Source organism: Serratia sp. CY32780, assembly GCF_052169135.1.
Classification (GTDB): Bacteria; Pseudomonadota; Gammaproteobacteria; order Enterobacterales; family Enterobacteriaceae; genus Serratia; species Serratia sarumanii.
Window position 1 is genome coordinate 1,905,505 of sequence record NZ_JBJNLI010000001.1, and the last position, 25,546, is coordinate 1,931,050.

Below are 25,546 nucleotides of genomic sequence, written 5' to 3' on the forward strand. Positions count from 1 at the left end.
TTTCAGGGTAGATTGTCACTGACGAATATTGTTAGGTAACATATGCGCTAAATTTGCCTCGTGTTCTCAGGAGTTATTTTGCCCGAATCATGCCCATGCGGCAGCGGACAGGCGTATAACGCGTGCTGCGCCCCTTTTATCAGCGGCAATCAGCCGGCGCCCACGCCCGGTCAGCTGATGCGTTCACGCTTCACCGCCTACGTGAGTCATAACGTCGACTATCTGATCGCCACCTGGCACCCCGACTGCGGCGCCGAAGCGTGGCGCAATGCAATCGTCGACAGCTTTAAAAATACCGAATGGTTAGGCCTGACGATCGTGGAAGAGAAAGCCGGTCATGAGCCGGAAGAAGGCTTCGTCGAATTCATCGCCCGCTTTATCGATGGCGAAAGCGGCGAACCGCAGGCGATGCATGAGCGCTCGCGCTTCCTTCGTCGCGATCAACGTTGGTATTATATCGACGGCACCAAACCCCAGCCCGGCAGAAATGCGATGTGTCCCTGTGGCTCAGGGAAAAAATACAAGAAGTGCTGCGGGCGCTAGCCGGCCGGCGCTTCACGTTTACGCCTGCGCAGACAGGCCGTTCAGTATCAGACAGGATCCTCAAACCCATGCCACACCAAAATGTACAACGGAAAGTGTTACGCACCATCTGCCCGGACGCCAAAGGGCTGATCGCCAAGATCACCAACATCTGTTACAAGCACGAACTCAATATCGTGCAGAATAATGAGTTCGTTGATCACCGCACCGGGCGTTTCTTCATGCGCACCGAGCTGGAAGGCATTTTCAACGACAACACGCTGCTGGCCGATCTGGACAGCGCGCTGCCGGAAGGTTCGCTGCGTGAGCTGCACAGCACCGGGCGCCGGCGCATCGTGGTGCTGGTCACCAAAGAGGCCCACTGCCTGGGCGATCTGTTGATGAAAAGCGCCTATGGCGGCCTCGACGTTGAAATCGCCGCCGTGATCGGCAACCACGACACGCTGCAATCGCTGGTGGAGCGTTTCGATATTCCTTTCCATCTGGTGAGCCACGAAGGCCTGACGCGTGAACAGCATGACCGCGAAATGACGGCCAAGATCGATCAATATCAGCCGGATTACGTGGTGCTGGCCAAATATATGCGCGTGCTGACCCCGGCCTTCGTGCAACATTATCCGAATCAGGTGATCAACATTCACCATTCGTTCCTGCCGGCGTTTATCGGCGCGCGCCCTTATCACCAGGCCTATGAGCGCGGGGTAAAAATCATCGGCGCCACCGCCCACTACGTTAACGACAATCTCGACGAAGGCCCAATCATCATGCAGGACGTGATCCACGTCGATCACACCTATTCCGCCGAGGATATGATGCGCGCCGGCCGCGACGTGGAGAAAAACGTGCTTAGCCGCGCGCTGTATCAGGTGCTGGCGCAGCGCGTCTTCGTCTACGGCAACCGCACCGTTATTCTCTAATCGCTCAAGAAATCGGTGCATTTCGTTCAGGGATGCACCGTCAAGAATAAAAAAACGGCAAACGATTCATTTTCTGCATTTCAATGCTTTACACATCCGCTTCATTTGATATGATGCGCCCCGCTTACCGAGACAGCGCTCTCGCAAGCAAGGCCAGTTAAATAGCCATGTATATGGTGGGGTTCCCGAGCGGCCAAAGGGAGCAGACTGTAAATCTGCCGTCACTGACTTCGAAGGTTCGAATCCTTCCCCCACCACCATCTTCTCTCCGCCAGGAGCGAGGACGCAGTAAAGAAACCGGCCAGGTTTCTTCCAGATAAAACTGGAACGACAATTTGTAAATCCATGAATACCATGGTGGGGTTCCCGAGCGGCCAAAGGGAGCAGACTGTAAATCTGCCGTCACAGACTTCGAAGGTTCGAATCCTTCCCCCACCACCATCTCTTGCAGAACATTTCCAAATCGACTCATTATCCTCGCACCAATAAAACTCAAGCTATCTTCCCTTATTCACCGCTTTCACCCTGCCGTTTTGTTTGCTCTCATCCAACCGTAACTTGAACTAAGACCGACAATTCGCTATACCACTGGCTTCTTTTGCGCAGTAAGGAACAGGTGGATGCGAAACAATATTTGCGTTTTTTGTGGCGCCAGCGAAGGCGTCAATCCCGCTTATGCCGAGCAGGCTCGTCAACTGGGGCAGCTGCTGGCCGCGCAGGGGCGCCGTTTAATCTACGGCGGCGGCAAAAAAGGATTGATGGGGATCGTGGCGGACGCGGTGTTGGCGGCGGGCGGTGAAGCTGTCGGCATTATCCCCGAGCGCCTGGTTGAAGCGGAAACCGCGCATCGCGGCCTGACTGAATTGGAAGTGGTGCCGGATATGCACACGCGCAAAGCCCGTATGGCGGCGCTGGCGGACAGTTTTATCGCCCTGCCCGGCGGCATCGGCACGCTGGAAGAGCTGTTTGAAATCTGGACCTGGGGGCAAATCGGCTATCACAACAAACCGGTCGGCCTGCTCAACGTCAACGGGTTCTACCGCCCGCTGAGCCAGTTCCTCGAGCACGTCGCCGATCAGGGCTTTATGCGCCACGACTACCTCGGCACCCTGCACATCAGTGAATCGGCGCAAACGCTGCTGCAACAGTTTGACGACTATCAACCCAAAAATTACGACCGCTGGGCGAGATAAAGCCGCTGCGCAGCCAGCGGTCCCGCCGCTGTCTGCGTTACATTTCCCGCCAAACTCTGCTACTATCACAGCACATTTTTATCGTGAAAACGGCACCGCTCATGAAGTTTGTCTCTTTTAATATCAATGGACTGCGCGCGCGTCCGCATCAGCTGGCGGCAATTATCGAACAGCACCAGCCCGACGTGATCGGCCTGCAAGAAACGAAAGTTCACGACGACATGTTCCCGCTGGAAGAAGTCAGCCAGCACGGCTATCACGTGTTCTATCACGGGCAAAAAGGCCATTACGGCGTAGCGCTGCTGACCAAAGCGGAGCCTCTGGCCGTGCGCCGCGGTTTCCCGACCGATGAAGAAGATGCGCAGCGTCGCATCATCATGGCCGATCTGGCTACGCCGCAGGGCACGCTGACGGTGATCAACGGCTACTTCCCGCAAGGTGAAAGCCGCGACCACCCGATCAAATTCCCGGCTAAAACACGCTTTTATCAGGATCTGCAAAACTACCTGGAGCAGCAACTGTCGGCTGAATCCCCAGTGTTGATTATGGGTGACATGAACATCAGCCCAAGCGATTATGACATTGGCATCGGCGAAGACAGCCGCAAACGCTGGCTGCGCACTGGCAAGTGTTCCTTCCTGCCGGAAGAGCGCGAATGGATGGAGCGCCTGCTGAACTGGGGGCTGGTGGACACCTACCGCCACGCCAACCCGGGGCGCAGCGACGAATTCTCGTGGTTCGACTACCGCTCCAAAGGGTTCGACGACAACCGCGGCCTGCGTATCGATCTGCTGCTGGCCAGCACCCCGCTGGCTTCGCGCTGCATCGCCACCGGCATCGATTACCAAACCCGTGGGATGGAGAAACCTTCCGACCATGCGCCGGTGTGGGCGGAATTTACGCTGTAAACCCATCACCCCGGCGCTCGCCGGGGTTTTACTCTGTGAAGCCAATGAAAATTATCGACGTGGTAGCCGCCATTCTGGAACAGAACGGCCGCATTTTGCTGGCCCAGCGCGGCGCAGGCAGCGATCAGGCCGGTCTGTGGGAGTTTCCCGGCGGCAAGGTTGAAGCCGGCGAAAGCCAGCCAGAGGCGCTGGCGCGCGAGCTGGATGAAGAGTTGGGGATTTGCGCCCGTATCGGCGACCATGTGGGCAGCAATCAGTGGCAGCAAGGCGAACGCCTCATCCGGCTGCATGCCTGGCGAGTCGCGGAGTTCTCCGGTGAATTGCAGCTGCATTGCCACTCGGCGCTGGTCTGGGTCACGCCGCAACAGGCGCAGGAATACGCCCTGGCGCCCGCCGACGTTCCACTGCTGGCGGACTATATCGCCGCGCAAGACGATGCGCGCTGAGCGCGGCGATAGGTTACATCGTCACTTCTTCAATCGCACCCAAATCAAGGGGTTGGTGCCGATGGTGTTAGGCTCACGCACGCACTGCAGCACTTCCCCTTCGACTTTGAGCACCGCCCCTTCGGAATAATTCTGGTTCTGGTAGACGCAACAGCGGTTGCAGGGCTGCGCCGGCGGCGGGTTGACGCCGTTTTTGGCCGTGCCCCAAATCTCCGGCGAAACCGGCAACACCACGTCCACATCGCCGCGATTGGCGGCGGCCAGGCCGGAAAACGCCAAGACAGCGGCGGCTAAAACCCCACTGAGTCCATGCTTCATTCACTCTTCTCCTGCGCCTTGCCGGCGCTTTTCCTGCGTTTTTTGCCTCCGCTGGAAGGCGGCGGTGACAACCCACGAAACGCCATGCTCGCCCGGCTCTGCTTGGCCTGATAAATCAGCTCTTGCAGCGTGCCGACCAACGGCTGCATAAAGTCCTGATAGCGGCAGGATTTCTCGCTGATTTGCGTCAGCGTGGCTTCCCAGTTGGCCGTCATATCAGGACGCGCAGCAAGATCCGGCAGCGAGTGAATCAACGCGCGCCCGGTTTCGCTGGAGTGAATATAGCGCCCCTTCTTGTACAGAAACGCCCGTTTGAACAGCAATTCGATGATCCCCGCTCGCGTCGCTTCCGTACCTAAACCATCGGTCGCCCGCAGGATTTTCTTTAACGCTTTATCTTGTACGAACCGCGCGATGCCGGTCATGGCCGACAACAGGCTGGCGTCGGTAAACGGCCGCGGCGGCTGCGTCTGGCGCTCCACCACTTCACCGCGCTCGCACAGCAGCTCATCGCCCTTGGCCACCACCGGCAGCGGCGCGCCTTCGTTTTCCTCGTCGCGCTCCTTGCTGCCCAGCAGCGTACGCCAACCGGCCTCCGCCAGGAAACGCGCCTTGGCGATGAATTTGCCGCCGGCGATATCCAGCTCGATCACGCATTTGCGGAACACCGCATCCGGACAGAATTGCATCAAGTACTGGCGCGCCACCAGCCCATACACATTCCGTTCATCCTGCGTCAGATTCACCTTGCCGGCGCGGGCGGTGGGAATAATGGCGTGGTGCGCATCGACCTTTTTATCGTCCCAGCAGCGGTTGCGGCGATCGCTGTCGATCACCGGCTGCGGATACAGCTCAGGCTGGTGCACGCTGATGGCGTTCAGCACCGCGTGGCGGCCGGCGAAATGTTCTTCCGGCAGATAGCGGCAGTCGGAACGCGGATAGGTGATCAATTTGTGGGTTTCGTACAGCCGCTGGCAAACGTCCAGCACCTGTTGCGCGCTGAGGTTATAGCGCCGGGCCGCCTCGATTTGCAGCGTAGAGAGCGAGAACGGCAGCGGCGCGGTATCTGATTCCCGTTTATCATTATAGGACGTGACCAGGGCAGGCTGCCCCTCGATGCGCTTGACCACGTGCTCCGCCAACGGCCGGTGCAGCAAACGCCCCTCTTCATCCTGATAAGGTTCGCAGGACTCGCTGGGTTGCCACAGCGCCACAAAGCGCTCTTCTTTCGGCGTGACGATGTGCGCCTTGACCTCAAAGAAGTCTTTTGGCACGAAGTTTTCGATCTCTTCATCGCGGCGCACCACCAATCCGAGCACCGGGGTCTGCACCCTGCCCACCGACAGCACGCCGTCGTAACCGGCGTTGCGGCCCAGCAGCGTATAGGCGCGGGTCATATTGATGCCGTACAGCCAGTCGGCGCGCGAACGCGCCAGCGCAGACACGCACAACGGAATGAAATCACGGTTGTCGCGCAGACGCTCGACAGCACGCTCCACCGCCTGCGGATTGAGATCGTTGATCAGACAGCGGCGCACGTTCTGGCGCTTCTCCGCCGTCAAATCCAGGTAGTCCAGCACCTCATCCACCAGCAGTTGCCCCTCGCGATCCGGGTCACCGGCGTGAACCACTTCATCGGCTTCGTGCAGCAGCTTTTTAATCGCGTTGAGCTGTTTGCTGACCGAAGGGCGTGGCTGCAAGCGCCATTTTTCGGGGATGATTGGCAGATCCGCCAACGACCAGCGCGCATAGCGGCTGTCATAGGCGTCAGGCTGGGCCTGCTCCAACAGATGGCCGACGCACCAGGTCACCACGTCGTTGTTGCCACAGGCGATATAGCCGTCGCCGCGGCGATGCGGCTTGGGCAAGACGTCGGCAATGGCGCGCGCCAAACTCGGTTTCTCGGCTATGAACAGTCGCATTAATCACCGTTTTTCTGGCTGAACGTCATCAAGAATTCTCTTACTTCTGCATAGTTCCCGCGGAAGACGATCCGCTGGGCTTTCTTTTCCAGCTGATAGCAATACATCGGATCGTAGTACTGCTGCAACAGAGGCGCCAACCACTCGCGGTGCGCGTCGCCCTCGCCGCTGAGGCGCTGCGCCCGCAGCGCCGCCTCCAGCCGCTGCGTCAACTGCTGGAAGCGCTCCAGGCCCAAACGGCGGCGAATGGCGAACAGGCCATGATGCAAATAGTCGTCGTACTGCCGCCAGCCCTCTTCCATGCCATAGGCCTGTTCGAACTGTTCGCGCATACCGTCGATATATTCGGCCTGCAGACGCGCCAGACGAATATCGAACGGATCGTCGATCACCGCCACCGGCGCCTGCTGCATGCCGTTGAACAACGGCAACGGCAGATTGTTGCTGCCGATGATCCGCCCTTCGTCTTCCAGCACCCAACGGCGGCTGCCACCATGCTGTTTTTTCAGCAATAACACAGCCAGACGATTCTCAAAATCTATCTGCGAGCTCTGCCCCGCCAGCGTTCGGCCAAAAGATGAACCGCGATGGCGCGCCGCGCCTTCCAGATCGACGCCGTCGGCCAGTTCGTTGACCAGCAGCGTCTTGCCGCTGCCGGTATTGCCGCCCACCAGGGCCATCGGCAATTGCGCGCTTTGCGTCAGTACACCGAGCAGATAATTGCGCAGCGCCTTATAACCGCCAGTGATACGCGGATAATCCACGCCGGCCTCGTGCAGCCATTGCTGCACCAGCTGCGAGCGCAGCCCGCCGCGGAAGCAGTAAATATAGCCTGCGGGCCGCGCTGCGCAGGCCGCCAGCCAGGCGGCGGTGCGCTGTTCGCGCAGTTTGCCGTTCACCAGGCTGTGGCCGAGCGCGATCGCCGCCTGCTGCCCATGCTGCTTATAGCAGGTGCCGACCGCCTGGCGTTCGCTGTCGATCATCAGCGGTAAATTCACCGCCTGTGCGAAGGCGCCCTGCTGAAATTCGATCGGTGCGCGCACGTCAATCAGCGGCACGTCCTGCAGGAAAATGCGTGGGTAATCGTCGCTGTCCGGCCTTCCTTGCATGTGGGACACTACACGACCTCGATCAGTGGCTGCCCGGTCTGTGCGGCATGCAATTCACCGATAGCGTTGAGGGTGATACCGTGCTGCCCGGCAATCGCCAGCACCTGCGCTTCCGCCTCTGGCAATACCGCCAACAGCAAGCCGCCGGAGGTTTGTGGATCGCACAGCAGCTGGCGCTGCAAATCGCTCATCTCGCCCACCAGATGGCCATAGCTGTCGAAGTTGCGCCCGGTGCCGCCCGGCACGCACCCTTCGGCGATATACGCCTCGACGTCCGGCAGCTTCGGCACCCGATCGAACCAGACCGTCGCCTGCAGACCGGAGCCCTGGCACACCTCGCTCAGGTGGCCCAGCAGGCCAAAACCGGTGATATCGGTCATCGCCGTGACGCCCGCCACCTCGGCAAAATCGGCGCCCGGCTTGTTCAGGCGGCACATCACTTCGGTCGCCAGGCCCTGATGCTCAGTGCGCAGTTTGCTTTGTTTCTCGGCGGTCGTGAGCACGCCGATGCCCAGCGGCTTGGTCAGATAGAGTTTCGCCCCGGCCTGTGCCGCGCTGTTTTTCTTCACCCGCTCGATATTGACCACGCCGGTGACCGCCAGGCCGAAAATAGGTTCCGGCGCATCGATGGAATGGCCGCCGGCCAGCGCGATCCCCGCCTGCTGGCAGGCGAAACGGCCGCCGTCGATCACCTGCTGCGCCACCTCCGGCGGCAGCTTGGCGATCGGCCAGCCGAGAATGGCGATCGCCATGATCGGTTTGCCGCCCATCGCATACACGTCGCTGATGGCGTTGGCTGCCGCAATGCGGCCGAAATCGAACGGATCGTCGACGATCGGCATGAAAAAGTCAGTGGTGCTGATGATGCCGACGCCGTTGCCGATGTCGTACACCGCCGCGTCGTCGCGGGTTTCATTGCCGACCAACAGGCGCGGATCGACAAACTTTTCTCGCTCGCTGTGCAAGATGGTTTCGAGAACTTTCGGTGAGATTTTGCAGCCGCAGCCAGCGCCATGGCTGTACTGGGTTAAACGGATCGCTGGCGATGTCATAGTCCACTCCCTTCGGTAACGGCACTCAAGATAACATAGGGTAGCGCTTGCCGAAGGGATTGATAAGAGCAGGTCGCCTATAAGCGAACGGCCTGCTCAGAAACCATGCGATTTTGCGGGGTTTGGCGCATTTTCGCCGCGCCCCGCGGGAGAAAACTCAGAAATAGCTGACGAAAGGCGTGCTGTCCGGCGGCGTCACCTTGGTGGCGGCCTTCAGCTGCGGCGTGCCCAGATAGAGGAAACCGACGATCTCGTCCTGCTCGCGGCAGCCGAAGGCTTCGCGCACCAGCGCATGCTCGGTCCAGGCGCCGGTGCGCCAGATGCCGTTAAAGCCCTGCGCCAGCGCCGCCATCTGCATCGCCTGCACCGCGCAACCGGCGGAAACCACCTGTTCCCAGCGCGGCACCTTGGTCTCTTCAGTGCAGTGCGCAATGACGGTGATGATCAGCGGCGCGCGGAACGGCGCCTTGGTGGCCTTTTCGATCGCCGCTTCGTCCAGCTGATCCTGTTTCGCCGCCGCCTGCAGCAGCTGGCTGAAGCGCTCCAGACCCTGATTTTCGATCATCACGAAACGCCACGGCTGCAGCGCGCCGTGATCGGGCGCACGCAGGCCCGCGTTGATGATATTTTGGCGCACTTCCCCCGCCGGCGCCGGTTCCGCCAGGCGCGAAGCCGAGCGGCGATTCAATAAAAGATCCAGAGCATCCATCGTAAACTCCTGATAACAATTTTCATTCCGGCCACGTTAACATAGCTAAACGACGAGTTACAGCCTCGGCGATAGCGTCTGTGTGCCACGATTTAAAGCTGACATTTCCCCGGCCGCTCATTAGGATAGCGGAACATTCTCGACTCTTGTTGGAGAGCACATGCGCACATTGTGGCAAATTATTGCCGGCATTTTCCGGTGGACATGGCGTCTGCTGAATTTTATCAGGGAACTGATCCTTAACCTGTTCCTGGTCTTGCTGATCCTGGTTGGGGTTGGCATCTATCTGTCCTTCCAAAGTTCCTCCACCACGACGGCCCCGGCGCGCGGCGCGCTGCTGGTCGATTTAAGCGGCGTGGTGGTCGATCAGCCCTCGGTAAACAACCGGGTGCGGCAATGGGGCCGCGAGCTGTTGGGCGCCTCCAGCAGCCGTCTGCAGGAAAACTCGCTGTTCGACGTGGTCGATAGCATCCGCAAGGCCAAAGACGATAAAAACATTACCGGCATGGTGTTGCAGCTGAATGACTTCGTCGGCGCCGATCAGCCGTCGCTGCGCTATATCGGCAAGGCGCTGCGCGAGTTCCGCGACAGCGGCAAACCGATCTTCGCCATCGGCGACAGCTACAACCAGACGCAATACTTCCTGGCCAGCTACGCCAACAAGGTCTATCTGTCGCCGCAGGGCGCGGTCGATCTGCACGGTTTCGCCACCAACAACCTGTATTACAAGTCGTTGCTGGACATGCTCAAGGTCACCACCAATATCTTCCGCGTCGGCACCTATAAATCGGCGGTCGAACCACTGATCCGCGACGATATGTCTCCGGCGGCGCGCGAAGCGGACAGCCGCTGGATTGGCGGCCTGTGGCAGAACTATCTGGAAACCGTCGCGGCCAACCGCCAGCTGACGCCACAGCAGCTGTTCCCGGGCGCCGCCGGCGTGCTGAGCGGCCTGCAGGCAGCCGGTGGCGACACCGCTCGCTATGCGCTGGACAATAAGCTGGTGGACGAGCTGGCCTCGCGCACCGCGATCGAAAGTCAGCTGGTCAAGACCTTCGGCTGGGATAAACAGGCGAACGATTTCAACGCCATCAGCATCTACGACTATCAGCCGAAGCCGGACGCCAATCAGGGCGGCAAGATCGCCGTGGTCTTCGCCAATGGCGCCATCATGGACGGCCCGCAGACGCCGGGTAACGTCGGGGGTGATACCACCGCCGCCGAACTGCGTCAAGCCCGTCTGGATCCGGCCATCAAGGCCGTGGTGTTCCGCGTCAACAGCCCGGGCGGCAGCGTCAGCGCATCCGAAGTGATCCGTTCCGAACTGGCCGCCGTGCGCGCCGCCGGCAAACCGGTGGTGGTTTCGATGGGCGGCATGGCCGCGTCGGGCGGCTACTGGGTTTCGACGCCGGCCGACTACATCATCGCCAGCCCGAGCACCCTGACCGGTTCCATCGGCATTTTCGGCATCATCAACACCTACGAGAAAACCCTGGATACGCTGGGCGTGCACACCGATGGCGTGGCGACCTCGCCGCTGGCCGACATTGCGGTCACCAAGGCGCTGCCGCAGGAGTTCTCGCAGATGATGCAGCTGAACATCGAAAACGGGTATAAGAACTTCCTCGATTTGGTCGCCAAATCGCGCAAGATGACCCCGCAGCAGGTTGACCAAATCGCCCAGGGCCACGTCTGGCTCGGCAGCGACGCCAAGGCCAACGGCCTGGTCGATCAATTGGGCGATTTCGACGACGCGGTGAAAAAAGCCGCCGAGTTGGCGAAGCTGCAGCAGTGGCAGCTCAACTGGTTCGTCGATACCCCAAGCCTGAGCGATATGGTGCTCAGCCAGTTCGGCGTTTCCGTTCACGCCATGCTGCCGGCGGCGATTCAGGCCATGCTGCCCGCTCCGCTGGCCTCGGTCGCCAACGCGGTGAAAGAACAGCCGGGTTTGTTCAATAACCTGAACGATCCGCAAAACCGTTATGCGATCTGTCTCACCTGCGGAGAAGTCCGCTAACAAATAATTCTGCAGCCCGGCCATCGCCGGGCTTTTTTTCTGCCGCCATGCCCCTATAATTCAGCCCATCTTATCTTTGTTAAAATCATGACCATGCAAAAGAAATCCATTTACGTCGCCTACACCGGCGGCACCATCGGCATGCAGCGTTCCGATCACGGCTATATCCCGGTTTCCGGCCACCTGCAGCGCCAGCTGGCGCTGATGCCCGAATTCCATCGCCCGGAAATGCCGGATTTCACCATTCATGAATATGCGCCATTGATTGACTCTTCGGATATGACACCGGAAGACTGGCAGCACATCGCCGACGACATCAAGCAGAACTACGATCGCTACGACGGCTTCGTGATCCTGCACGGCACCGACACCATGGCGTTCACCGCGTCGGCACTCTCCTTCATGCTGGAAAACCTGGCTAAACCGGTGATCGTCACCGGCTCGCAGATTCCGCTGGCGGAGCTGCGCTCCGATGGCCAGACCAACCTGCTCAACGCGCTGTATCTGGCGGCCAACCATCCGGTGAATGAAGTCAGCCTGTTCTTCAACAACAAGCTGTTCCGCGGCAACCGCACCACCAAAGCGCACGCCGACGGCTTCGACGCCTTCGCCTCCCCGAATCTGCCGCCGCTGCTGGAAGCCGGTATTCACATTCGCCGCCAGCAAGGCATCGACAGCCCGCCATGCAACGGCGCGCTGCGGGTGCACGACATTACGCCGCAGCCGATCGGCGTGGTCACTATCTATCCGGGCATTTCCGGCGCGGTGGTGCGCAACTTCCTGCTGCAGCCGGTCAAAGCGCTGATCCTGCGTTCCTACGGCGTCGGCAACGCGCCGCAGAAGGCCGAGCTGATCGACGAGTTGCGCGCGGCCTCAGAACGCGGCATCGTGGTGGTGAACCTAACGCAGTGCATCTCCGGGCGCGTCAATATGGAAGGCTACGCCACCGGCAACGCGCTGGCGCACGCCGGGGTGATCAGCGGTTTCGACATGACGGTGGAAGCCGCCCTGACCAAGCTGCACTACCTGCTGAGCCAGCCGCTGACGCCGGAACAAATCCGCGCCCTGATGCAGCAAGACCTGCGCGGCGAGCTGAGCATCAACGGTTAACCTACTGAACTCTGGAGCGGAGATGAAAACGGCCCTGTTGTTGATCGATCTGCAAAACGATTTCTGCCCCGGCGGCGCGCTGGCGGTCACGGCGGGCGACGCCGTCATCCCGGTGGCCAATCAGGCGATCGCCGCCTGTCTGGCGCGTGGCGAACCGGTGGTAGCCAGCCAGGACTGGCATCCCGCCAATCACCGCAGTTTTGCGGTGAACTCCCATGCGCAGGTCGGCACCCTCGGCGAGCTGGAAGGCCTGCCGCAGGTGTGGTGGCCGGTGCACTGCGTGCAAGGGAGCCACGGCGCCGATTTTCACCCCCAGTTACAGCGGCAACATATCAATGCCGTTTTTCGCAAAGGGCAGGATACGGATATCGACAGCTACAGCGCATTCTTCGATAACGGCCACCGAGCGCAGACCGAACTGCACGGCTGGCTGCAATCGCAGGGCGTCCAGCGGCTGGCAATCATGGGCCTGGCGACCGACTACTGCGTCAAGTTCAGCGTGCTGGATGCGCTGGCCGCCGGCTATCCAACGCAGGTGATCGTCGACGGCTGCCGCGGCGTGAATCTGCAGCCGGACGACAGCGAGCGGGCGCTGCAGGACATGGCGTGCGCCGGTGCGCAACTGGTTACCCTGTCACAATTCCTCGCCAACTAAATCCTCCAGGGCGCCATCAGCGCCCTCTCTGCGCGGTGGCGAAAATTTCGACGCCGCTCACCATATCGCCCTTCTTCTTCCCCAACGGCTTGTGAGCAGCAGGCGCTTTTGCTGTTATGGCTGCGACGCTTTTGGCGTCAATCGGTTATACGCATCCGAGGCCCACTGAGCCCGGCTTTATTGTGACCGCCTCTGGCGGTACGGTCGGCCTTGCCGACCCAAGGAGAAAGACATGAAAATAACCCGAAAACTGCTGCCTTTGCTGGCGGCGGTGCAGTTGGCTATGGCCGGCGCAGGCACGGCCCAGGCGGCTTATCTCTCCGTCGGCTACTTCAACGGCGGCGGCGACGTCACCGCCGGCCCCGGTGGCGACATCGACAAGCTGGACGTCACGCAAATCACCCACCTCAACTATTCGTTCGGACTGATCTACAACGGCGAGAAAGACGAAACCAATGCGGTGTTGAAAGACCCCGCTCGCCGCCACCAGATCTACCTGTCGCCGAAGGTGATGGCCGATCTGCAACGGCTACCGACGCTGCGCAAGCAGAACCCCGAGCTGAAAGTGCTGCTGTCGGTCGGCGGCTGGGGCGCACGGGGTTTCTCCGCCGCCGCGGCAACTGCGGAAAACCGGGCGATATTCATCCGTTCCGCGCTGCAGGTGATCGCCCAGTATCAGCTGGATGGTATCGATCTGGACTGGGAATATCCGGTGAACGGCGCCTGGGGGCTGGTGGAAAGCCAACCGGCGGATCGCGACAACTTCACCCTGCTGCTGAAAGAGCTTCATCAGGCGCTGGGTAAAGGCAAGCTGTTAACCATCGCCGTCGGGGCCAACGTCAAAAGCCCGCAGGAATGGGTTGATGTGAAAAGCATTTCCCCTTACCTCGACTACATCAATCTGATGACCTACGACATGGCTTACGGCACGCAGTACTTCAATGCCAACCTGTACGATTCAAAGCGTTGGCCAACCGTGGCGGCCGCCGATCGCTACAGCGCCGATTTCGTGGTCAAGAATTATCTGGCTGCCGGCCTGAAACCGGCGCAGATGAACCTGGGCATCGGTTTCTACGGCCGGGTTCCGAAACGGGCGACCGAGGCGGGTATCGACTGGGACAAGCCGGACGCCGCCAAACATCCGGTGACGCAACCTTACTTCAGCGCGCGAGAAACCGCCCTGTTCAACGCGCTGGGGCTGGATCTCAGCAAAGACACTTACTTTAAATACCACGATATCGTCAGCAAATTGCTCAACGATCCGCAGCATCGTTTTCGCGAGCACTGGGATGACGACGCCAAAGTGCCTTACCTGACACTGCAATCCGCCGAAGGCAAGCCGCTGTTCGCAATCTCCTACGAGAATCCGCGTTCGGTGGCCATCAAGGCCGAATACATCAAAAGTCAGGGATTGGGCGGTGCGATGTTCTGGGAATACGGCGCGGATGACAACAATCGGCTGGCGCAGCAGCTGGCGGAATCGCTGGGAATTAAGGGCGAAAAACGGTGAATCGACGGGGCGATGGCGACATCGCCCCGCTTTAATTAGGGAAGCCTTACTGCGGTTTGAGTTTGGCCAACGGCTCGGCAACGAACTGCTGTTTCAGCTCTTGCTTGCTCTTCATCACGATCTGCCCGTCGGTGCCGATGCTCATGTGCTGCGGATCGACGTTGTTCATCGACTGCCACAGCATCACCGCCTGCAGGCTGTTTTCTTTTTGCTCCGGCGTCAGCGCCACGCCGTCCGGCCATTTGCCCAGCTCAACCGCCTGTACCAGGCGCTGGTATATCTCGGGCGTCATCGCCGCAATCAGATCTTTCACGTCCATCAGAGCCCTTCTCGCTTACGGATGAATAATTAGCTGAATCGATTTTGTTGGTTAAATTACCACTTAACCAGCCGTTTGGTCGCCATTTTCGCCATCGGTAAAGCTCAGTGAAGCGGAATTGACGCAGTAGCGATCGCCGGTCGGCTGCGGGCCATCGGGGAAAACGTGCCCCAGGTGCGCGTCGCAATGGCCGCAGCGGATTTCAACACGATGCATATTATGTGAATTATCATCAAGATAACGGATAGCATCGGCGGAAACCGGCTCATAAAAGCTCGGCCAGCCGCAGCCGGAATCGTATTTGGTTTCGGAATAGAACAGCGGCTGGTTACAACACAGGCAATGGTACACGCCCTCGCGCTTGTTGTGCAGCAATTTGCCGCTGAACGGCGCTTCGGTGCCGCGCTGTTGCGTCACATAACGTTGGATTTCATTCAGTTCCGTGACCGGATGACCGGGGGTTGTCTCTTTAGCCATTTGTGCTTATCTCTGAATGTGGATAATGTCAACGAAAACAATGATTAATAATAACAAAAAATTAACACCGCTGCAGGGGTTTTTGGCCTAAACTGTAGCCCATAAAGGCCACGTCACGATGATATGTGATAGCGATCACACATCTTGCGTATGCTGACTTTATACTTGGCGGCTTGTCCCCATATAACGGATGAGGCCGAGCGCAAATGGACTGTGCAATAAGCGTGCAAAACCACCCTTCCGGTTTGACTTGCCGCAAGAATTGACACGATTCCGCTTGACGCTGGGTAAGGTTTTTGTAATTTTACAACCAACCTTTTATTCACTAACAAATAGCTGGTGGAATATATGACTATCAAAGTAGGTATCAACGGTTTTGGCCGTATCGGTCGCATTGTTTTCCGTGCTGCTCAAGAGCGTTCTGACATCGAGATCGTTGCAATCAACGACCTGTTGGACGCAGAGTACATGGCTTACATGCTGAAGTATGACTCTACTCACGGCCGTTTCAACGGTACGGTAGAAGTTAAAGACGGCCACCTGGTTGTTAACGGCAAAACCATCCGTGTTACCGCAGAGAAAGACCCGGCTAACCTGAAGTGGAACGAAGTGGGTGTTGACGTGGTTGCTGAAGCGACCGGTATCTTCCTGACCGACGAAACCGCACGTAAGCACATCACCGCCGGCGCCAAAAAAGTGGTTCTGACTGGCCCATCCAAAGATGCGACCCCAATGTTCGTGCGCGGCGCCAACTTTGATAAATATGCCGGCCAGGACATCGTGTCCAACGCCTCTTGCACCACCAACTGCCTGGCGCCACTGGCTAAAGTCATCAACGACAACTTCGGTATCGTTGAAGGCCTGATGACCACCGTTCACGCGACCACCGCCACTCAGAAAACCGTTGATGGCCCGTCCCACAAAGACTGGCGCGGCGGCCGCGGCGCATCCCAGAACATCATCCCTTCTTCTACCGGCGCAGCGAAAGCGGTTGGCGTTGTTCTGCCAGAGCTGAAAGGCAAACTGACCGGTATGGCGTTCCGCGTACCGACGCCAAACGTATCCGTTGTTGACCTGACCGTGCGTCTGGAAAAAGCGGCTACCTACGAAGAAATCAAGAAAGCCATCAAAGACGCCGCTGAAGGTTCTATGAAAGGCGTTCTGGGCTACGTTGAAGACGACGTGGTTTCCACCGATTTCAACGGCGAAGTGCTGACTTCCGTGTTCGATGCCAAAGCCGGTATCGCACTGAACGACAACTTCGTGAAACTGGTTTCCTGGTACGACAACGAAACCGGTTATTCCAACAAGGTTCTGGATCTGATCGCTCACATCTCCAAGTAATGGCATGATGTTAAGCTGATAATGAGGGCGACATTTTTGTCGCCCTTTTTTATTTGTCTCTCCGGCAAACAATAGGTCATGAAATGAACGAGAAAATTTTCACCCTGCCCGTTTCCGAACAGATTTCGCCTTACATCAGCCAGCGGCAACTCGATGAGCTGGGCGTGGTTGTGGTGTCGCATCCGAAAGTGCGCGCGGCCGTCGCGCTGCAAGGCGCCCATTTGCTGGCCTGGCAGCCCAGCGGTGAGCAGCCGGTGATTTGGCTCAGCAACAATACCCCCTTCGCCAAAGGCAAGGCCATCCGCGGCGGCGTGCCGATCTGCTGGCCGTGGTTCGGCCCGGTGGCGCAACCCTCCCACGGTTTTGCCCGCAACCAGCCCTGGAGCCTGACGGCGCACGATGAAGATGACAACGGCGTCATCCTGACCTTTACGCTGAAGGACAATGAGCAAACCCGCAAATTGTGGCCGCACGCTTTCACGCTGATTGCCCGCTTCAAGCTGGGTGCGGAGTGCGAAATCGAACTGGAATCGCACGGCGATTATCAGGCCACGGCGGCGCTGCACAGTTACTTCCAGGTCGGCGACATCGATCGGGTCAGCGTGGCGGGCCTGGGCGAGCCTTATATCGACAAGGTGGCGGGCGGCGCAGAGGCGCTTCAGGAAGGCGAAGTGACCTTCGTCGGCCAAACCGACCGCGTCTATACCCGCCCGGAGGCCTTCAGCCAGATCCGCGATCCGGCGCTCGCGCGCACCATAGAGGTTCACCACCATCATATGAGCGACGTCATCGCCTGGAACCCCGGCGTGGAGCTATCCTGCAGCATGGGGGATATGCCGAACGACGGTTACAAGACCATGGTCTGCATCGAGACCGGGCGCGTCAGCAAACCGCTGGTCGCCGCCGGCGAGCAACCCGCCCGTTTGGGCGTGACCTTCCGCAGCCGTAAGAAGGCCTGAGGCGCCGCGCGCGACAGCGCACTGCAGATGTGCAAAAGGGGCGCCAGCGCCCCTTTTTTGATGCACGCCATGCACGATAATCGTGCAATGCGTGATTAGAAGGTGTAGCTCACACCCGTCATCAACAAACCGGTGTAGGATTTATCCACCATCGGGCTGTCTTTCACTTCATCCGACAACTTCACATAGCGGCCGAGGAAGAAGGCGTTCCAGCTTTTATTGATCTGGTAATTGGCGCTCAGCTCAAGGTACGGCGCCCAGCTATCGCCTGGGGTATAGCTGTCCAGGCCGCTGCGGCGCGATTCATTGGCGCTGACGCCGTAGTAATATTTGTTCTGGTTTTTGCTGTTCCACATCACGCCTACGCCCGGGACCAGCGTCAGCGCGTCCAGATCAAACTTGTACAGATAAGCCACATCGCCCACCAGCCCGTTGCTGTAGTTCAACGTGTCGCCGGTGAAGGTGGTGCGGAGGGTGCCCCACTCCGCGTGGTGCGAATAAGCCAGGCCGGCCATCAGCGTGCCGCGGCGTTTGTCGAGACGCTTCATGCGATCGTCATCGCTGTCGCCAGGGCGGTAGCCCCATGGCGTGTAGTAACCCATGATGCTCAGCTGGTTTTCTTGATCTTTCCACAGGTAGTAACCGGCGGTCAGAGTACGGAAGTAGAAGTCGTCACCTTCATAGTCGATGACGGGCACCGGATATACGCGATCCTGATAACCGCGATACGCGTCCGGGCTAACCAGCGCGCCGGCGCCGAGTGACCAGGTTCCCGCCTGAGCACTTTGCGCACAAACCATTGCGGAAGCGATAATTGCTAGCGTTTTGAGTTTTGAAATCTTCACTGGTTCTTTTTCCATAAATTACAGGGTTAATAGCCGCAATAGTTTATGTGAAAATTTAGTTGCGCGCCTAATCTTTACAATAGAAAACGACCAAGATCGAATAACTTATAGCGGAATTATGAATTAATCATGGCGGAACGATGACGTTTCATCCTGCAGGCCGCGCCAGACAAGGCATTTGGCTTCCACTGTAATAACTGAGTCATTGATATGACTTAAAAAAAGCTTTTTCTGCGGCAGGAAATTTTCCGGCAAGCAAACTAAGCTTAAATCAGAAGGTGAATTTATCCTGAGCCCAGTGGCAAACAGCGCAACTCGCGATAATAAGCGCACCAAGTTGGCATACGGGTTGCTGTACTCAGGCGTATTCTCATCTTCCGGGGGCCAGAACACTATCACACGCTCTCTTTAACCTGTGCTAATAACGAAAGGACGGGCATCATGAACATATTTGACCACTATCGCCAGCGCTACGAAGCTGCCAAGGACGAAGAGTTCACACTGCAGGAATTTCTTACCATTTGCCGGCAAGATCGCAGTGCCTATGCCAACGCGGCCGAACGTCTGCTGATGGCTATCGGTGAACCTGTGATGGTCGACACTGCGCTAGAATCACGCCTGTCGCGCCTGTTCTCCAACCGCGTGATCGCACGCTATCCGGCCTTTGAAGAATTCTACGGCATGGAAGAGGCCATCGAACAGATCGTCTCTTACCTGAAACACGCCGCGCAGGGCCTGGAAGAGAAGAAACAGATCCTTTACCTGCTGGGCCCGGTGGGCGGCGGTAAATCCTCGCTGGCGGAGCGTCTTAAGGCGTTGATGCAGCGCGTGCCCATCTACACCCTCAGCGCCAACGGCGAACGCAGCCCGGTCAACGATCATCCGCTGTGCCTGTTCAACCCGCAGGAAGATGCCTCGATCCTGGAAAAAGAGTTCAACATCCCGAGTCGCTATCTCGGCACCATCATGTCGCCGTGGGCGGCGAAGCGCCTGCATGAGTTCGGCGGCGACATCACCAAGTTTAAAGTCGTGAAAGTGCGCCCTTCCATCCTGGAGCAGATCGCCATCGCCAAAACCGAACCGGGCGATGAGAACAACCAGGACATCTCGGCGCTGGTCGGTAAAGTGGACATCCGTAAGCTGGAGAACCATGCGCAGAACGATCCGGACGCCTACGGCTACTCCGGCGCCCTGTGCCGCGCCAACCAGGGGATTATGGAGTTCGTCGAGATGTTCAAAGCGCCGATCAAGGTGCTGCACCCGCTGCTGACGGCGACCCAGGAAGGCAACTACAACGGCACCGAGGGCATCTCCGCCCTGCCGTTCAACGGCATCATTCTGGCGCACTCCAACGAATCCGAGTGGGTGACCTTCCGTAACAACAAGAACAACGAAGCGTTCCTCGACCGCGTGTACATCGTCAAGGTGCCTTACTGCCTGCGCGTGTCGGAAGAGATCAAAATTTACGACAAGCTGCTGGATCACAGCGAGCTGACCCACGCGCCCTGCGCGCCGGGCACCCTGGAGACGCTGGCGCGCTTTAGCGTGCTGTCGCGGTTGAAAGAGCCGGAAAACTCGAGCATTTACTCGAAAATGCGCGTGTATGACGGCGAAAGCCTCAAGGATACCGATCCGAAAGCCAAGTCCTATCAGGAGTACCGCGACTACGCTGGGGTTGACGAAGGCATGAACGGCCTCTCCACCCGTTTCGCCTTTAAAATCCTCTCGCGGGTATTCAACTTCGATCACGCCGAGGTGGCGGCCAACCCGGTACACCTTTTCTATGTGCTGGAACAGCAGATCGAACGCGAACAGTTCCCGCAGGATTTGGCCGAGAAATACCTGGAGCATCTGAAAGGCTATCTGATCCCGAAATACGCCGAATTTATCGGCAAAGAGATCCAGACCGCCTATCTGGAATCCTACTCGGAATACGGGCAGAACATTTTTGACCGCTACGTGACCTACGCGGACTTCTGGATCCAGGATCAGGAGTATCGCGATCCCGACACCGGTCAGCTGTTCGACCGCGAGTCGTTGAACGCCGAACTGGAGAAAATCGAGAAGCCGGCCGGCATCAGCAACCCGAAAGATTTCCGTAACGAAATCGTGAACTTCGTGCTGCGCGCCCGCGCCAACAACAACGGCCGTAATCCGAACTGGACCAGCTACGAGAAGCTGCGCACCGTGATCGAGAAGAAAATGTTCTCCAATACCGAAGAGCTGTTGCCGGTCATTTCGTTTAACGCCAAAACATCGACGGACGAGCAGAAGAAACACGACGACTTCGTCGACCGCATGATGGAGAAAGGCTATACCCGCAAGCAGGTGCGCCTGCTGTGTGAATGGTATCTGCGGGTCAGAAAATCCTCATAACGCCTCAGGTAAGCGGCATTATCAGGGCCATGTCCACAGTCATGGACGTTGCAGCGCAGCCCAGGGAGGGGCTGGCATATTGCGCTGTCGCGGCCGGGACATGAAGAGTTGGCAACGTCGTTTGGGGGAAGTATGGCCTATTTCATTGACCGGCGGCTGAACGGCAAAAACAAGAGCATGGTGAACCGCCAGCGCTTCTTGCGCCGTTACAAGTCGCAAATCAAACAGTCGATTGCCGAAGCCATCAACAAGCGTTCGGTCACCGACGTAGACAGCGGGGAGTCTGTCTCCATCCCTACTGACGATATCAACGAACCGATGTTTCATCAGGGGCGCGGCGGCACTCGCCATCGCGTTCACCCGGGCAATGACCACTTCGTGCAGAACGATCGCGTTGAGCGGCCTCAGGGCGGCGCAGGCGGTGGCGGCGGCCAGGGCAACGCCAGCCAGGACGGTGAAGGCCAGGATGAATTCGTCTTCCAGATCTCCAAAGACGAGTACCTCGATCTGCTGTTCGAGGATCTCGCCCTGCCCAACCTGAAAAAGAATCAGTACAAGCAGCTGACCGAGTTCAAAACCCATCGCGCCGGCTATACCGCCAACGGCGTGCCGGCCAACATCAGCGTCGTGCGTTCGCTGCAGAACTCGTTGGCGCGACGTACCGCCATGACCGCCGGTAAAAGACGCGCGTTGCACGAGCTGGAAGACGCGCTGACCCAGCTGGAAAACACCGAACCGGTGCAATTGCTGGAAGAGGAGCGGCTGCGCAAGGAAATTGCCGAACTGCGCAAGAAAATCGAAAGCGTACCGTTTATCGATACCTTCGACCTGCGCTACAAAAACTATGAGCGCCGGCCGGAGCCTTCCAGCCAGGCGGTGATGTTCTGCCTGATGGACGTGTCCGGTTCAATGGATCAGGCGACCAAAGACATGGCCAAGCGCTTTTACATTCTGCTTTATCTGTTCCTGAGCCGAACCTACAAGAACGTCGAGGTGGTCTATATTCGCCATCACACCCAGGCGAAAGAGGTGGACGAACAGGAGTTCTTCTATTCGCAGGAAACCGGCGGCACCATCGTCTCCAGCGCGCTGAAGTTGATGAACGACGTGGTCGAAGAGCGTTATGACCCGGCGCAATGGAATATCTACGCCGCGCAAGCGTCGGACGGCGACAACTGGGCCGACGATTCACCGCTTTGCCATGAGCTGTTGGCGAAGAAGATCCTGCCGATGGTGCGTTATTACAGCTACATAGAAATCACTCGCCGCGCTCACCAAACGCTGTGGCGCGAATATGAGGATCTGCAGGCGAGATTCGATAACTTCGCCATGCAGCATATCCGCGAACCGGACGATATCTATCCGGTATTCCGCGAACTGTTTCGCAAACAGACCGTGTGAATAACGTCGCGTGAATGTCACCACAGCCGGAAAACGCCGTTTTCCGGCTGTTTCTTTTTCGCATTATATATTTACATCACCTATGTTTGATTTTTAGGCAATGGCAATATCAATAATAAGTCAGATTCCCCAGAACGGCCGTCTCTATTATTTGTTCTTCTGAGGTTATTCCTAAACATTCGCCTCTGTGCCCACACGGCTTGATAGGAATATTCCCATTCAGTTATCGTTACCCCGTCGCTTAAGTCTCTTCCTAAGCGAAATTTGCCTCATTTTATTTTTCTATGGCTTCTCAGCCCGCTGCGGCGGGCATTTACCTGTCAGCAGGTTAGACATCATGATCGATTACACCCTCTATGGCCTCAACAAGCACGATGTTGATGAATACCATAAGCAAATATGCTGCCTGCTTGGCAAAAACGTGCTGCTGGTGCTGACCGCCAACAAGCCGATAACCAAACAGAACCTGCTCGCCAGCCTTATCCAGGAGATAGAAAAACAGCCCGATGATTATTTTCAGCGGTTGCATCGTGCAGCCATAGAAATGATCGGCGTTAACGGACGCTAAGGCGATATACGTAAGGCAGGCATCTACGCCATTATTGCCGCCGCCGCGTGTCGATGATGCTGTTGATTATTAATATCGATAGCGATATCAGCGAAGGGATAGCCTGCCGCAGAATGTCATCTTTTAGTCCGAAAACCCTTTCTGCCCTTGCTGTATTTCGCGCCGGCCGCCTCATCAATCAAACCCGCCACCTCATCGGCATGGAAACCAGCGAGGTCAGCGCATTTCCACCGTATGAATCGCCGAATATCCCCCCTGCGCGACGCCGTCCCAGAATCAGCGTACCAGCACGATAATGGGTTGCGTGCTCATTGCCGACTCCTTCATCTCATAGACTGCGCCGTAGACAGATGAATGGCTCCCCTCAAGGGAGGCGCGTGGCTGCCTTCGGCGCCACGCAGTCCCCATTTTTTATAGTCAGCCTCACGGCGTTCAGCAATGGCGACGACGAGTTAGCGTTCCCGGTTTTCCGGCGTCGCCACGGCCTTATCGAAGCGGCTTACGCCGCAAGGGTGGAGAAAAAAACGATTAAAACTAGGATTTTTACCCATGTCGATCTAAAATTTCGCGCAAAAACAAAGAGAAGTAAATTTAGCCCAACGGGAAAAGGAATGAAGTTGTGAAGGAAATGATCTCCATCGTTTTTATGGCATGCCTGCTGGCGCTGCTGTTTTCGTGGCTGTTCGTCTACGGTCTTAACATTCATTAAACCCGCAACGTCCACAATTCCCCTCCCTGGCCGGCTGGCGGCGCATCGTGACAGATGCGCTAAAACCGGCACATGAAGGGTTCACGTACCGCCAAACCCACGCCACCTCACCTTAGCCGTCCGCCCGCCAATACATCATTAATTTTTATGAGTCATAACCCCCATCGCGTTCCCCCCTTCACCGGCTCTTTTACTGCTTAGGGGAGTCACCTCCAGAAAGAGGGTTTGCCAGACGCGGAATGTTACCGGTAACTATGCTGTTGATTTCTTTTGGTAATAAACGTAAGACCGTTAATAACCCTACGTTCTTTATAGAAATAAATTATGCATTCTTATGGATAAAGGTTTGAATAAACGGCCTTTAGTCATTGATTATCACCCGCCAAGCTCCTAGAATTCGCGCGTAAAAATACAACTGGGATCGGGTTTCATGTCGTCGCTGTGGGTTGCAACGCAATACTGTTATTTTATCGGCCTGTTAGTTTCTATGATTTTCACCTACCTGGTTAGCCGGGACACCGTCAAAATTCGCTGTATCAGCGCACTGACCATCGGGTTAACCTGGCCGTTAAGCCTGCCGGTGGTGTTGCTGTTTTCGCTGTTCTGACGCCCCCAATACCTCGCGTGGGTTTTTAAACAGGCATGCTAATGAAAAGAGGCCGACCACCGGCGCAGTGGATTTTTGGCGCGGAATAAAAAAACGCCAGCGCAAGGCTGGCATGAAAACTGGAAGCAATGTGAGCAATGTCGTGCCGGATCGGGGGGCACAGAAGGAGACAACCCTTTTCCCCTCACCGGCGATTCAAATGATAATACGTCTCATTATTGAATGTAAAGTCATTTCCCTGCGTAACTCTTCCCCCCTGGAAAAATATCAGCCGCGCGGCGCACGCCAGCGTTGATACAGCCGCCCTGCGCCCCACACCAGCAGCCAGAGAAAAATATTCAACCCCAACCATAACATCAGCAAGTAGAAGAACGTCTGATAACCGGGTATGCCCCGATCGGCTGAAAACGGGTTAAAGTGGAAAAATTTAACGATCGCAAACGGGTTAAGATTGAAACGGTCAAACACGGCCGCCGTCAACAACGGCGGCAACAACGTATAAAACGCCAGGCTGAACAGCAGCAGGATTTTTGTGCCCGAGGTGTTTTTATAATCTTTCATATCAATGTATTACGTCTTCCATTGTGGTGCGAACACCGCCAGGCGTTCACACGCCAATCGACCCCGCAAGCGCAAAAGAGTTCCAGGCAAACGCGGAAATAAAGCCGATCCGGCGTTTAATTGTCATTTAGCGCTCGGGTGATATATACCCTGTGGATTTTAAATTACGATGTCGCCGCGCCGCCTTCAACCGCAGCGTTCGCATGGCATCATCAGGAGGCATTAATGAAACCGGACGCACTCTCTCTGCCGCCGAACCCGAAAAAGCTCAAGGTCATCTACGGCTGGTATATTTACGTGATCTATAGCCTGCTGGTTTTCAACATTTACATGGCGGTCTACAACGTCTGCGTTCGGCATCCGATCGAGGCCCCGCTGCTGTCGCTGTTTCACAGCCTGTTCCTCGCGCTGATGCTGCAGCAGGTGCTCAAGAAGAACGTCGTTTTCGCCTGGGTCTTGCTCAGCTATTTTATTCTGATGCGCCTGTATTACGCCAATGTGCTGCATGTTGAGTTCACGCTGGTGAGCCGTGGCCTGGTGCTGCTGATTCTGACGCTGCTGCTTACCGGCGGCGTGGCCGTCGGGCAACTGGCCACGCCGCCGCAGCGGCATGACTGGCTGGCGCGGCTGGGCTGGCGGCAATGGGGAGCGCTCACGGCGCTGGCGGCCATCCTGACGCCGCTGATTACCACCGACTATCTGGGATAAACAGGGGGCTATTAGGGGATGTGCGGTTCGGAAATGTCTACGATACGGCAGATTTTAGTGTAGTTACCCGCCTTCTCACAGATCTTGTCCGTGACGAACATGCCAAGGTAGCCCAGCAGCAGCAAGTAGCCGACCATGCACAGAATAAAGATAAGCGTTCTCACCGATAGCGACCAACCTGACAAGAGTATCCCGAATATCATAACCTGAACGCGGCGCTTTAAAAGGATTTCATGCGCACACAGCCCTCATCGGCGCACGTT

29 protein-coding genes and 2 tRNA genes are annotated in these 25,546 nt (G+C 57.5%); 20 read left to right on the plus strand and 11 right to left on the minus strand.

The genetic code is table 11. The annotated features are described in order from the left end of the window. Window positions 1–78 precede the first annotated feature (78 nt). The 7 genes from ACJ8HH_RS09150 to ACJ8HH_RS09180 all read left to right on the plus strand — a co-directional run bounded on the left by ACJ8HH_RS09150 (window position 79) and on the right by ACJ8HH_RS09180 (window position 4,007). Window positions 79–543: a YchJ family protein gene (locus ACJ8HH_RS09150; protein ID WP_039565804.1), complete on the plus strand. Its 465-nt coding sequence runs from the start codon at window positions 79–81 to the stop codon at window positions 541–543. A 68-nt stretch (window positions 544–611) separates the two neighbouring features. After that, window positions 612–1,460, plus strand: coding sequence for a formyltetrahydrofolate deformylase (gene purU, locus ACJ8HH_RS09155; RefSeq protein ID WP_016927485.1), 849 nt, complete (start codon window positions 612–614; stop codon window positions 1,458–1,460). Between the two features lie 175 nt (window positions 1,461–1,635). Beyond that, a tRNA-Tyr gene (locus ACJ8HH_RS09160) sits at window positions 1,636–1,720 on the plus strand. 96 nt (window positions 1,721–1,816) lie between these two features. After that, window positions 1,817–1,901 (plus strand) — tRNA-Tyr (locus tag ACJ8HH_RS09165). A gap of 179 nt (window positions 1,902–2,080) precedes the next feature. After that, window positions 2,081–2,653: a TIGR00730 family Rossman fold protein gene (locus ACJ8HH_RS09170; protein ID WP_033654366.1), complete on the plus strand. Its 573-nt coding sequence runs from the start codon at window positions 2,081–2,083 to the stop codon at window positions 2,651–2,653. 101 nt (window positions 2,654–2,754) lie between these two features. Next, complete coding sequence (gene xthA / locus ACJ8HH_RS09175; RefSeq protein ID WP_033647602.1) at window positions 2,755–3,561, plus strand: exodeoxyribonuclease III; 807 nt, start codon at window positions 2,755–2,757, stop codon at window positions 3,559–3,561. 44 nt (window positions 3,562–3,605) lie between these two features. Further along, window positions 3,606–4,007 (plus strand): pyrimidine (deoxy)nucleoside triphosphate diphosphatase, encoded by a 402-nt coding sequence (locus tag ACJ8HH_RS09180; RefSeq protein WP_060438583.1) that lies wholly within the window; start codon window positions 3,606–3,608, stop codon window positions 4,005–4,007. A gap of 21 nt (window positions 4,008–4,028) precedes the next feature. On the opposite strand, the gene ACJ8HH_RS09185 is transcribed toward ACJ8HH_RS09180, so the two are convergent. The 5 genes from ACJ8HH_RS09185 to ACJ8HH_RS09205 all read right to left on the minus strand — a co-directional run bounded on the left by ACJ8HH_RS09185 (window position 4,029) and on the right by ACJ8HH_RS09205 (window position 9,117). Continuing rightward, window positions 4,029–4,325 carry a YnjH family protein gene (locus ACJ8HH_RS09185; protein WP_033634799.1) on the minus strand — a complete coding sequence of 99 codons (297 nt, stop codon included), beginning with the start codon at window positions 4,323–4,325 and terminating at the stop codon, window positions 4,029–4,031. Continuing rightward, complete coding sequence (locus ACJ8HH_RS09190; protein WP_060451621.1) at window positions 4,322–6,247, minus strand: DNA topoisomerase III; 1,926 nt, start codon at window positions 6,245–6,247, stop codon at window positions 4,322–4,324. The genes ACJ8HH_RS09185 and ACJ8HH_RS09190 overlap by 4 nt, the downstream gene beginning before the upstream one ends. Continuing rightward, window positions 6,247–7,356, minus strand: coding sequence for a tRNA 2-selenouridine(34) synthase MnmH (gene mnmH, locus ACJ8HH_RS09195; protein WP_043147569.1), 1,110 nt, complete (start codon window positions 7,354–7,356; stop codon window positions 6,247–6,249). The genes ACJ8HH_RS09190 and mnmH overlap by 1 nt, the downstream gene beginning before the upstream one ends. An 8-nt stretch (window positions 7,357–7,364) precedes the next feature. Continuing rightward, on the minus strand, window positions 7,365–8,408 hold the full coding sequence (gene selD, locus ACJ8HH_RS09200; protein WP_033647609.1) for a selenide, water dikinase SelD: 1,044 nt from the start codon (window positions 8,406–8,408) through the stop codon (window positions 7,365–7,367). Between the two features lie 157 nt (window positions 8,409–8,565). Beyond that, window positions 8,566–9,117 carry an NAD(P)H nitroreductase gene (locus ACJ8HH_RS09205; RefSeq protein WP_004932204.1) on the minus strand — a complete coding sequence of 184 codons (552 nt, stop codon included), beginning with the start codon at window positions 9,115–9,117 and terminating at the stop codon, window positions 8,566–8,568. A gap of 160 nt (window positions 9,118–9,277) precedes the next feature. On the opposite strand from ACJ8HH_RS09205, the gene sppA reads away from it, so the two are divergent. The 4 genes from sppA to ACJ8HH_RS09225 all read left to right on the plus strand — a co-directional run bounded on the left by sppA (window position 9,278) and on the right by ACJ8HH_RS09225 (window position 14,409). Next, window positions 9,278–11,134 (plus strand): signal peptide peptidase SppA, encoded by a 1,857-nt coding sequence (gene sppA / locus ACJ8HH_RS09210; protein ID WP_197766217.1) that lies wholly within the window; start codon window positions 9,278–9,280, stop codon window positions 11,132–11,134. A 93-nt stretch (window positions 11,135–11,227) separates the two neighbouring features. After that, on the plus strand, window positions 11,228–12,244 hold the full coding sequence (gene ansA / locus ACJ8HH_RS09215) for an asparaginase (RefSeq protein WP_033638505.1): 1,017 nt from the start codon (window positions 11,228–11,230) through the stop codon (window positions 12,242–12,244). A gap of 22 nt (window positions 12,245–12,266) precedes the next feature. Then, on the plus strand, window positions 12,267–12,899 hold the full coding sequence (pncA, locus tag ACJ8HH_RS09220; protein ID WP_033647610.1) for a bifunctional nicotinamidase/pyrazinamidase: 633 nt from the start codon (window positions 12,267–12,269) through the stop codon (window positions 12,897–12,899). Between the two features lie 232 nt (window positions 12,900–13,131). Next, window positions 13,132–14,409: a glycoside hydrolase family 18 protein gene (locus ACJ8HH_RS09225; protein WP_033647611.1), complete on the plus strand. Its 1,278-nt coding sequence runs from the start codon at window positions 13,132–13,134 to the stop codon at window positions 14,407–14,409. Window positions 14,410–14,455: 46 nt separating this feature from the next. Here the strand turns inward: ACJ8HH_RS09225 and ACJ8HH_RS09230 are convergent, their stop codons facing one another. Together ACJ8HH_RS09230 and msrB are read right to left on the minus strand one after the other, a co-directional pair. Then, window positions 14,456–14,728: a YeaC family protein gene (locus ACJ8HH_RS09230; RefSeq protein WP_033634809.1), complete on the minus strand. Its 273-nt coding sequence runs from the start codon at window positions 14,726–14,728 to the stop codon at window positions 14,456–14,458. Between the two features lie 63 nt (window positions 14,729–14,791). Then, a complete protein-coding gene (gene msrB / locus ACJ8HH_RS09235; protein WP_004932219.1) occupies window positions 14,792–15,205 on the minus strand; it encodes a peptide-methionine (R)-S-oxide reductase MsrB in 414 nt (137 codons plus the stop codon). A gap of 348 nt (window positions 15,206–15,553) precedes the next feature. On the opposite strand from msrB, the gene gapA reads away from it, so the two are divergent. Together gapA and ACJ8HH_RS09245 are read left to right on the plus strand one after the other, a co-directional pair. Further along, window positions 15,554–16,549, plus strand: coding sequence for a glyceraldehyde-3-phosphate dehydrogenase (gapA, locus tag ACJ8HH_RS09240; RefSeq protein WP_004932222.1), 996 nt, complete (start codon window positions 15,554–15,556; stop codon window positions 16,547–16,549). An 83-nt stretch (window positions 16,550–16,632) separates the two neighbouring features. Then, on the plus strand, window positions 16,633–17,508 hold the full coding sequence (locus ACJ8HH_RS09245; RefSeq protein ID WP_033634810.1) for a D-hexose-6-phosphate mutarotase: 876 nt from the start codon (window positions 16,633–16,635) through the stop codon (window positions 17,506–17,508). Window positions 17,509–17,603: 95 nt separating this feature from the next. On the opposite strand, the gene ACJ8HH_RS09250 is transcribed toward ACJ8HH_RS09245, so the two are convergent. Then, complete coding sequence (locus tag ACJ8HH_RS09250; RefSeq protein ID WP_033647613.1) at window positions 17,604–18,368, minus strand: MipA/OmpV family protein; 765 nt, start codon at window positions 18,366–18,368, stop codon at window positions 17,604–17,606. A gap of 108 nt (window positions 18,369–18,476) precedes the next feature. After that, window positions 18,477–18,752, minus strand: a complete 276-nt coding sequence (locus ACJ8HH_RS09255; protein ID WP_154067234.1) for a hypothetical protein — start codon at window positions 18,750–18,752, stop codon at window positions 18,477–18,479. Between the two features lie 42 nt (window positions 18,753–18,794). Between ACJ8HH_RS09255 and yeaG the strand changes: the two genes are divergently transcribed. From yeaG to ACJ8HH_RS09285, 6 genes are all read left to right on the plus strand, one after another. Beyond that, window positions 18,795–20,729 carry a protein kinase YeaG gene (yeaG, locus tag ACJ8HH_RS09260; RefSeq protein ID WP_004932230.1) on the plus strand — a complete coding sequence of 645 codons (1,935 nt, stop codon included), beginning with the start codon at window positions 18,795–18,797 and terminating at the stop codon, window positions 20,727–20,729. Between the two features lie 132 nt (window positions 20,730–20,861). Further along, window positions 20,862–22,130: a YeaH/YhbH family protein gene (locus tag ACJ8HH_RS09265; protein ID WP_033634813.1), complete on the plus strand. Its 1,269-nt coding sequence runs from the start codon at window positions 20,862–20,864 to the stop codon at window positions 22,128–22,130. A 337-nt stretch (window positions 22,131–22,467) separates the two neighbouring features. Beyond that, window positions 22,468–22,698, plus strand: a complete 231-nt coding sequence (locus ACJ8HH_RS09270; protein WP_004932237.1) for a hypothetical protein — start codon at window positions 22,468–22,470, stop codon at window positions 22,696–22,698. A 53-nt stretch (window positions 22,699–22,751) separates the two neighbouring features. Further along, window positions 22,752–22,994, plus strand: a complete 243-nt coding sequence (locus ACJ8HH_RS09275) for a hypothetical protein (RefSeq protein ID WP_126171683.1) — start codon at window positions 22,752–22,754, stop codon at window positions 22,992–22,994. An 81-nt stretch (window positions 22,995–23,075) separates the two neighbouring features. Beyond that, window positions 23,076–23,321 (plus strand): hypothetical protein, encoded by a 246-nt coding sequence (locus ACJ8HH_RS09280; protein WP_033647614.1) that lies wholly within the window; start codon window positions 23,076–23,078, stop codon window positions 23,319–23,321. A gap of 516 nt (window positions 23,322–23,837) precedes the next feature. Beyond that, window positions 23,838–24,014: a GhoT/OrtT family toxin gene (locus tag ACJ8HH_RS09285; RefSeq protein WP_033634815.1), complete on the plus strand. Its 177-nt coding sequence runs from the start codon at window positions 23,838–23,840 to the stop codon at window positions 24,012–24,014. Window positions 24,015–24,281: 267 nt separating this feature from the next. Here ACJ8HH_RS09285 and ACJ8HH_RS09290 read toward each other — a convergent pair whose 3' ends face one another. Then, entirely contained in the window at window positions 24,282–24,575 is a 294-nt protein-coding gene (locus ACJ8HH_RS09290) for a hypothetical protein (protein ID WP_033647615.1), read from the minus strand. A 225-nt stretch (window positions 24,576–24,800) separates the two neighbouring features. Here ACJ8HH_RS09290 and ACJ8HH_RS09295 point away from each other — a divergent pair, with 225 nt between their 5' ends. Continuing rightward, window positions 24,801–25,283 (plus strand): hypothetical protein, encoded by a 483-nt coding sequence (locus ACJ8HH_RS09295; protein ID WP_033647616.1) that lies wholly within the window; start codon window positions 24,801–24,803, stop codon window positions 25,281–25,283. Window positions 25,284–25,294: 11 nt separating this feature from the next. Here the strand turns inward: ACJ8HH_RS09295 and ACJ8HH_RS09300 are convergent, their stop codons facing one another. After that, a complete protein-coding gene (locus tag ACJ8HH_RS09300) occupies window positions 25,295–25,447 on the minus strand; it encodes a hypothetical protein (protein WP_223479875.1) in 153 nt (50 codons plus the stop codon). Window positions 25,448–25,546 lie beyond the last annotated feature (99 nt).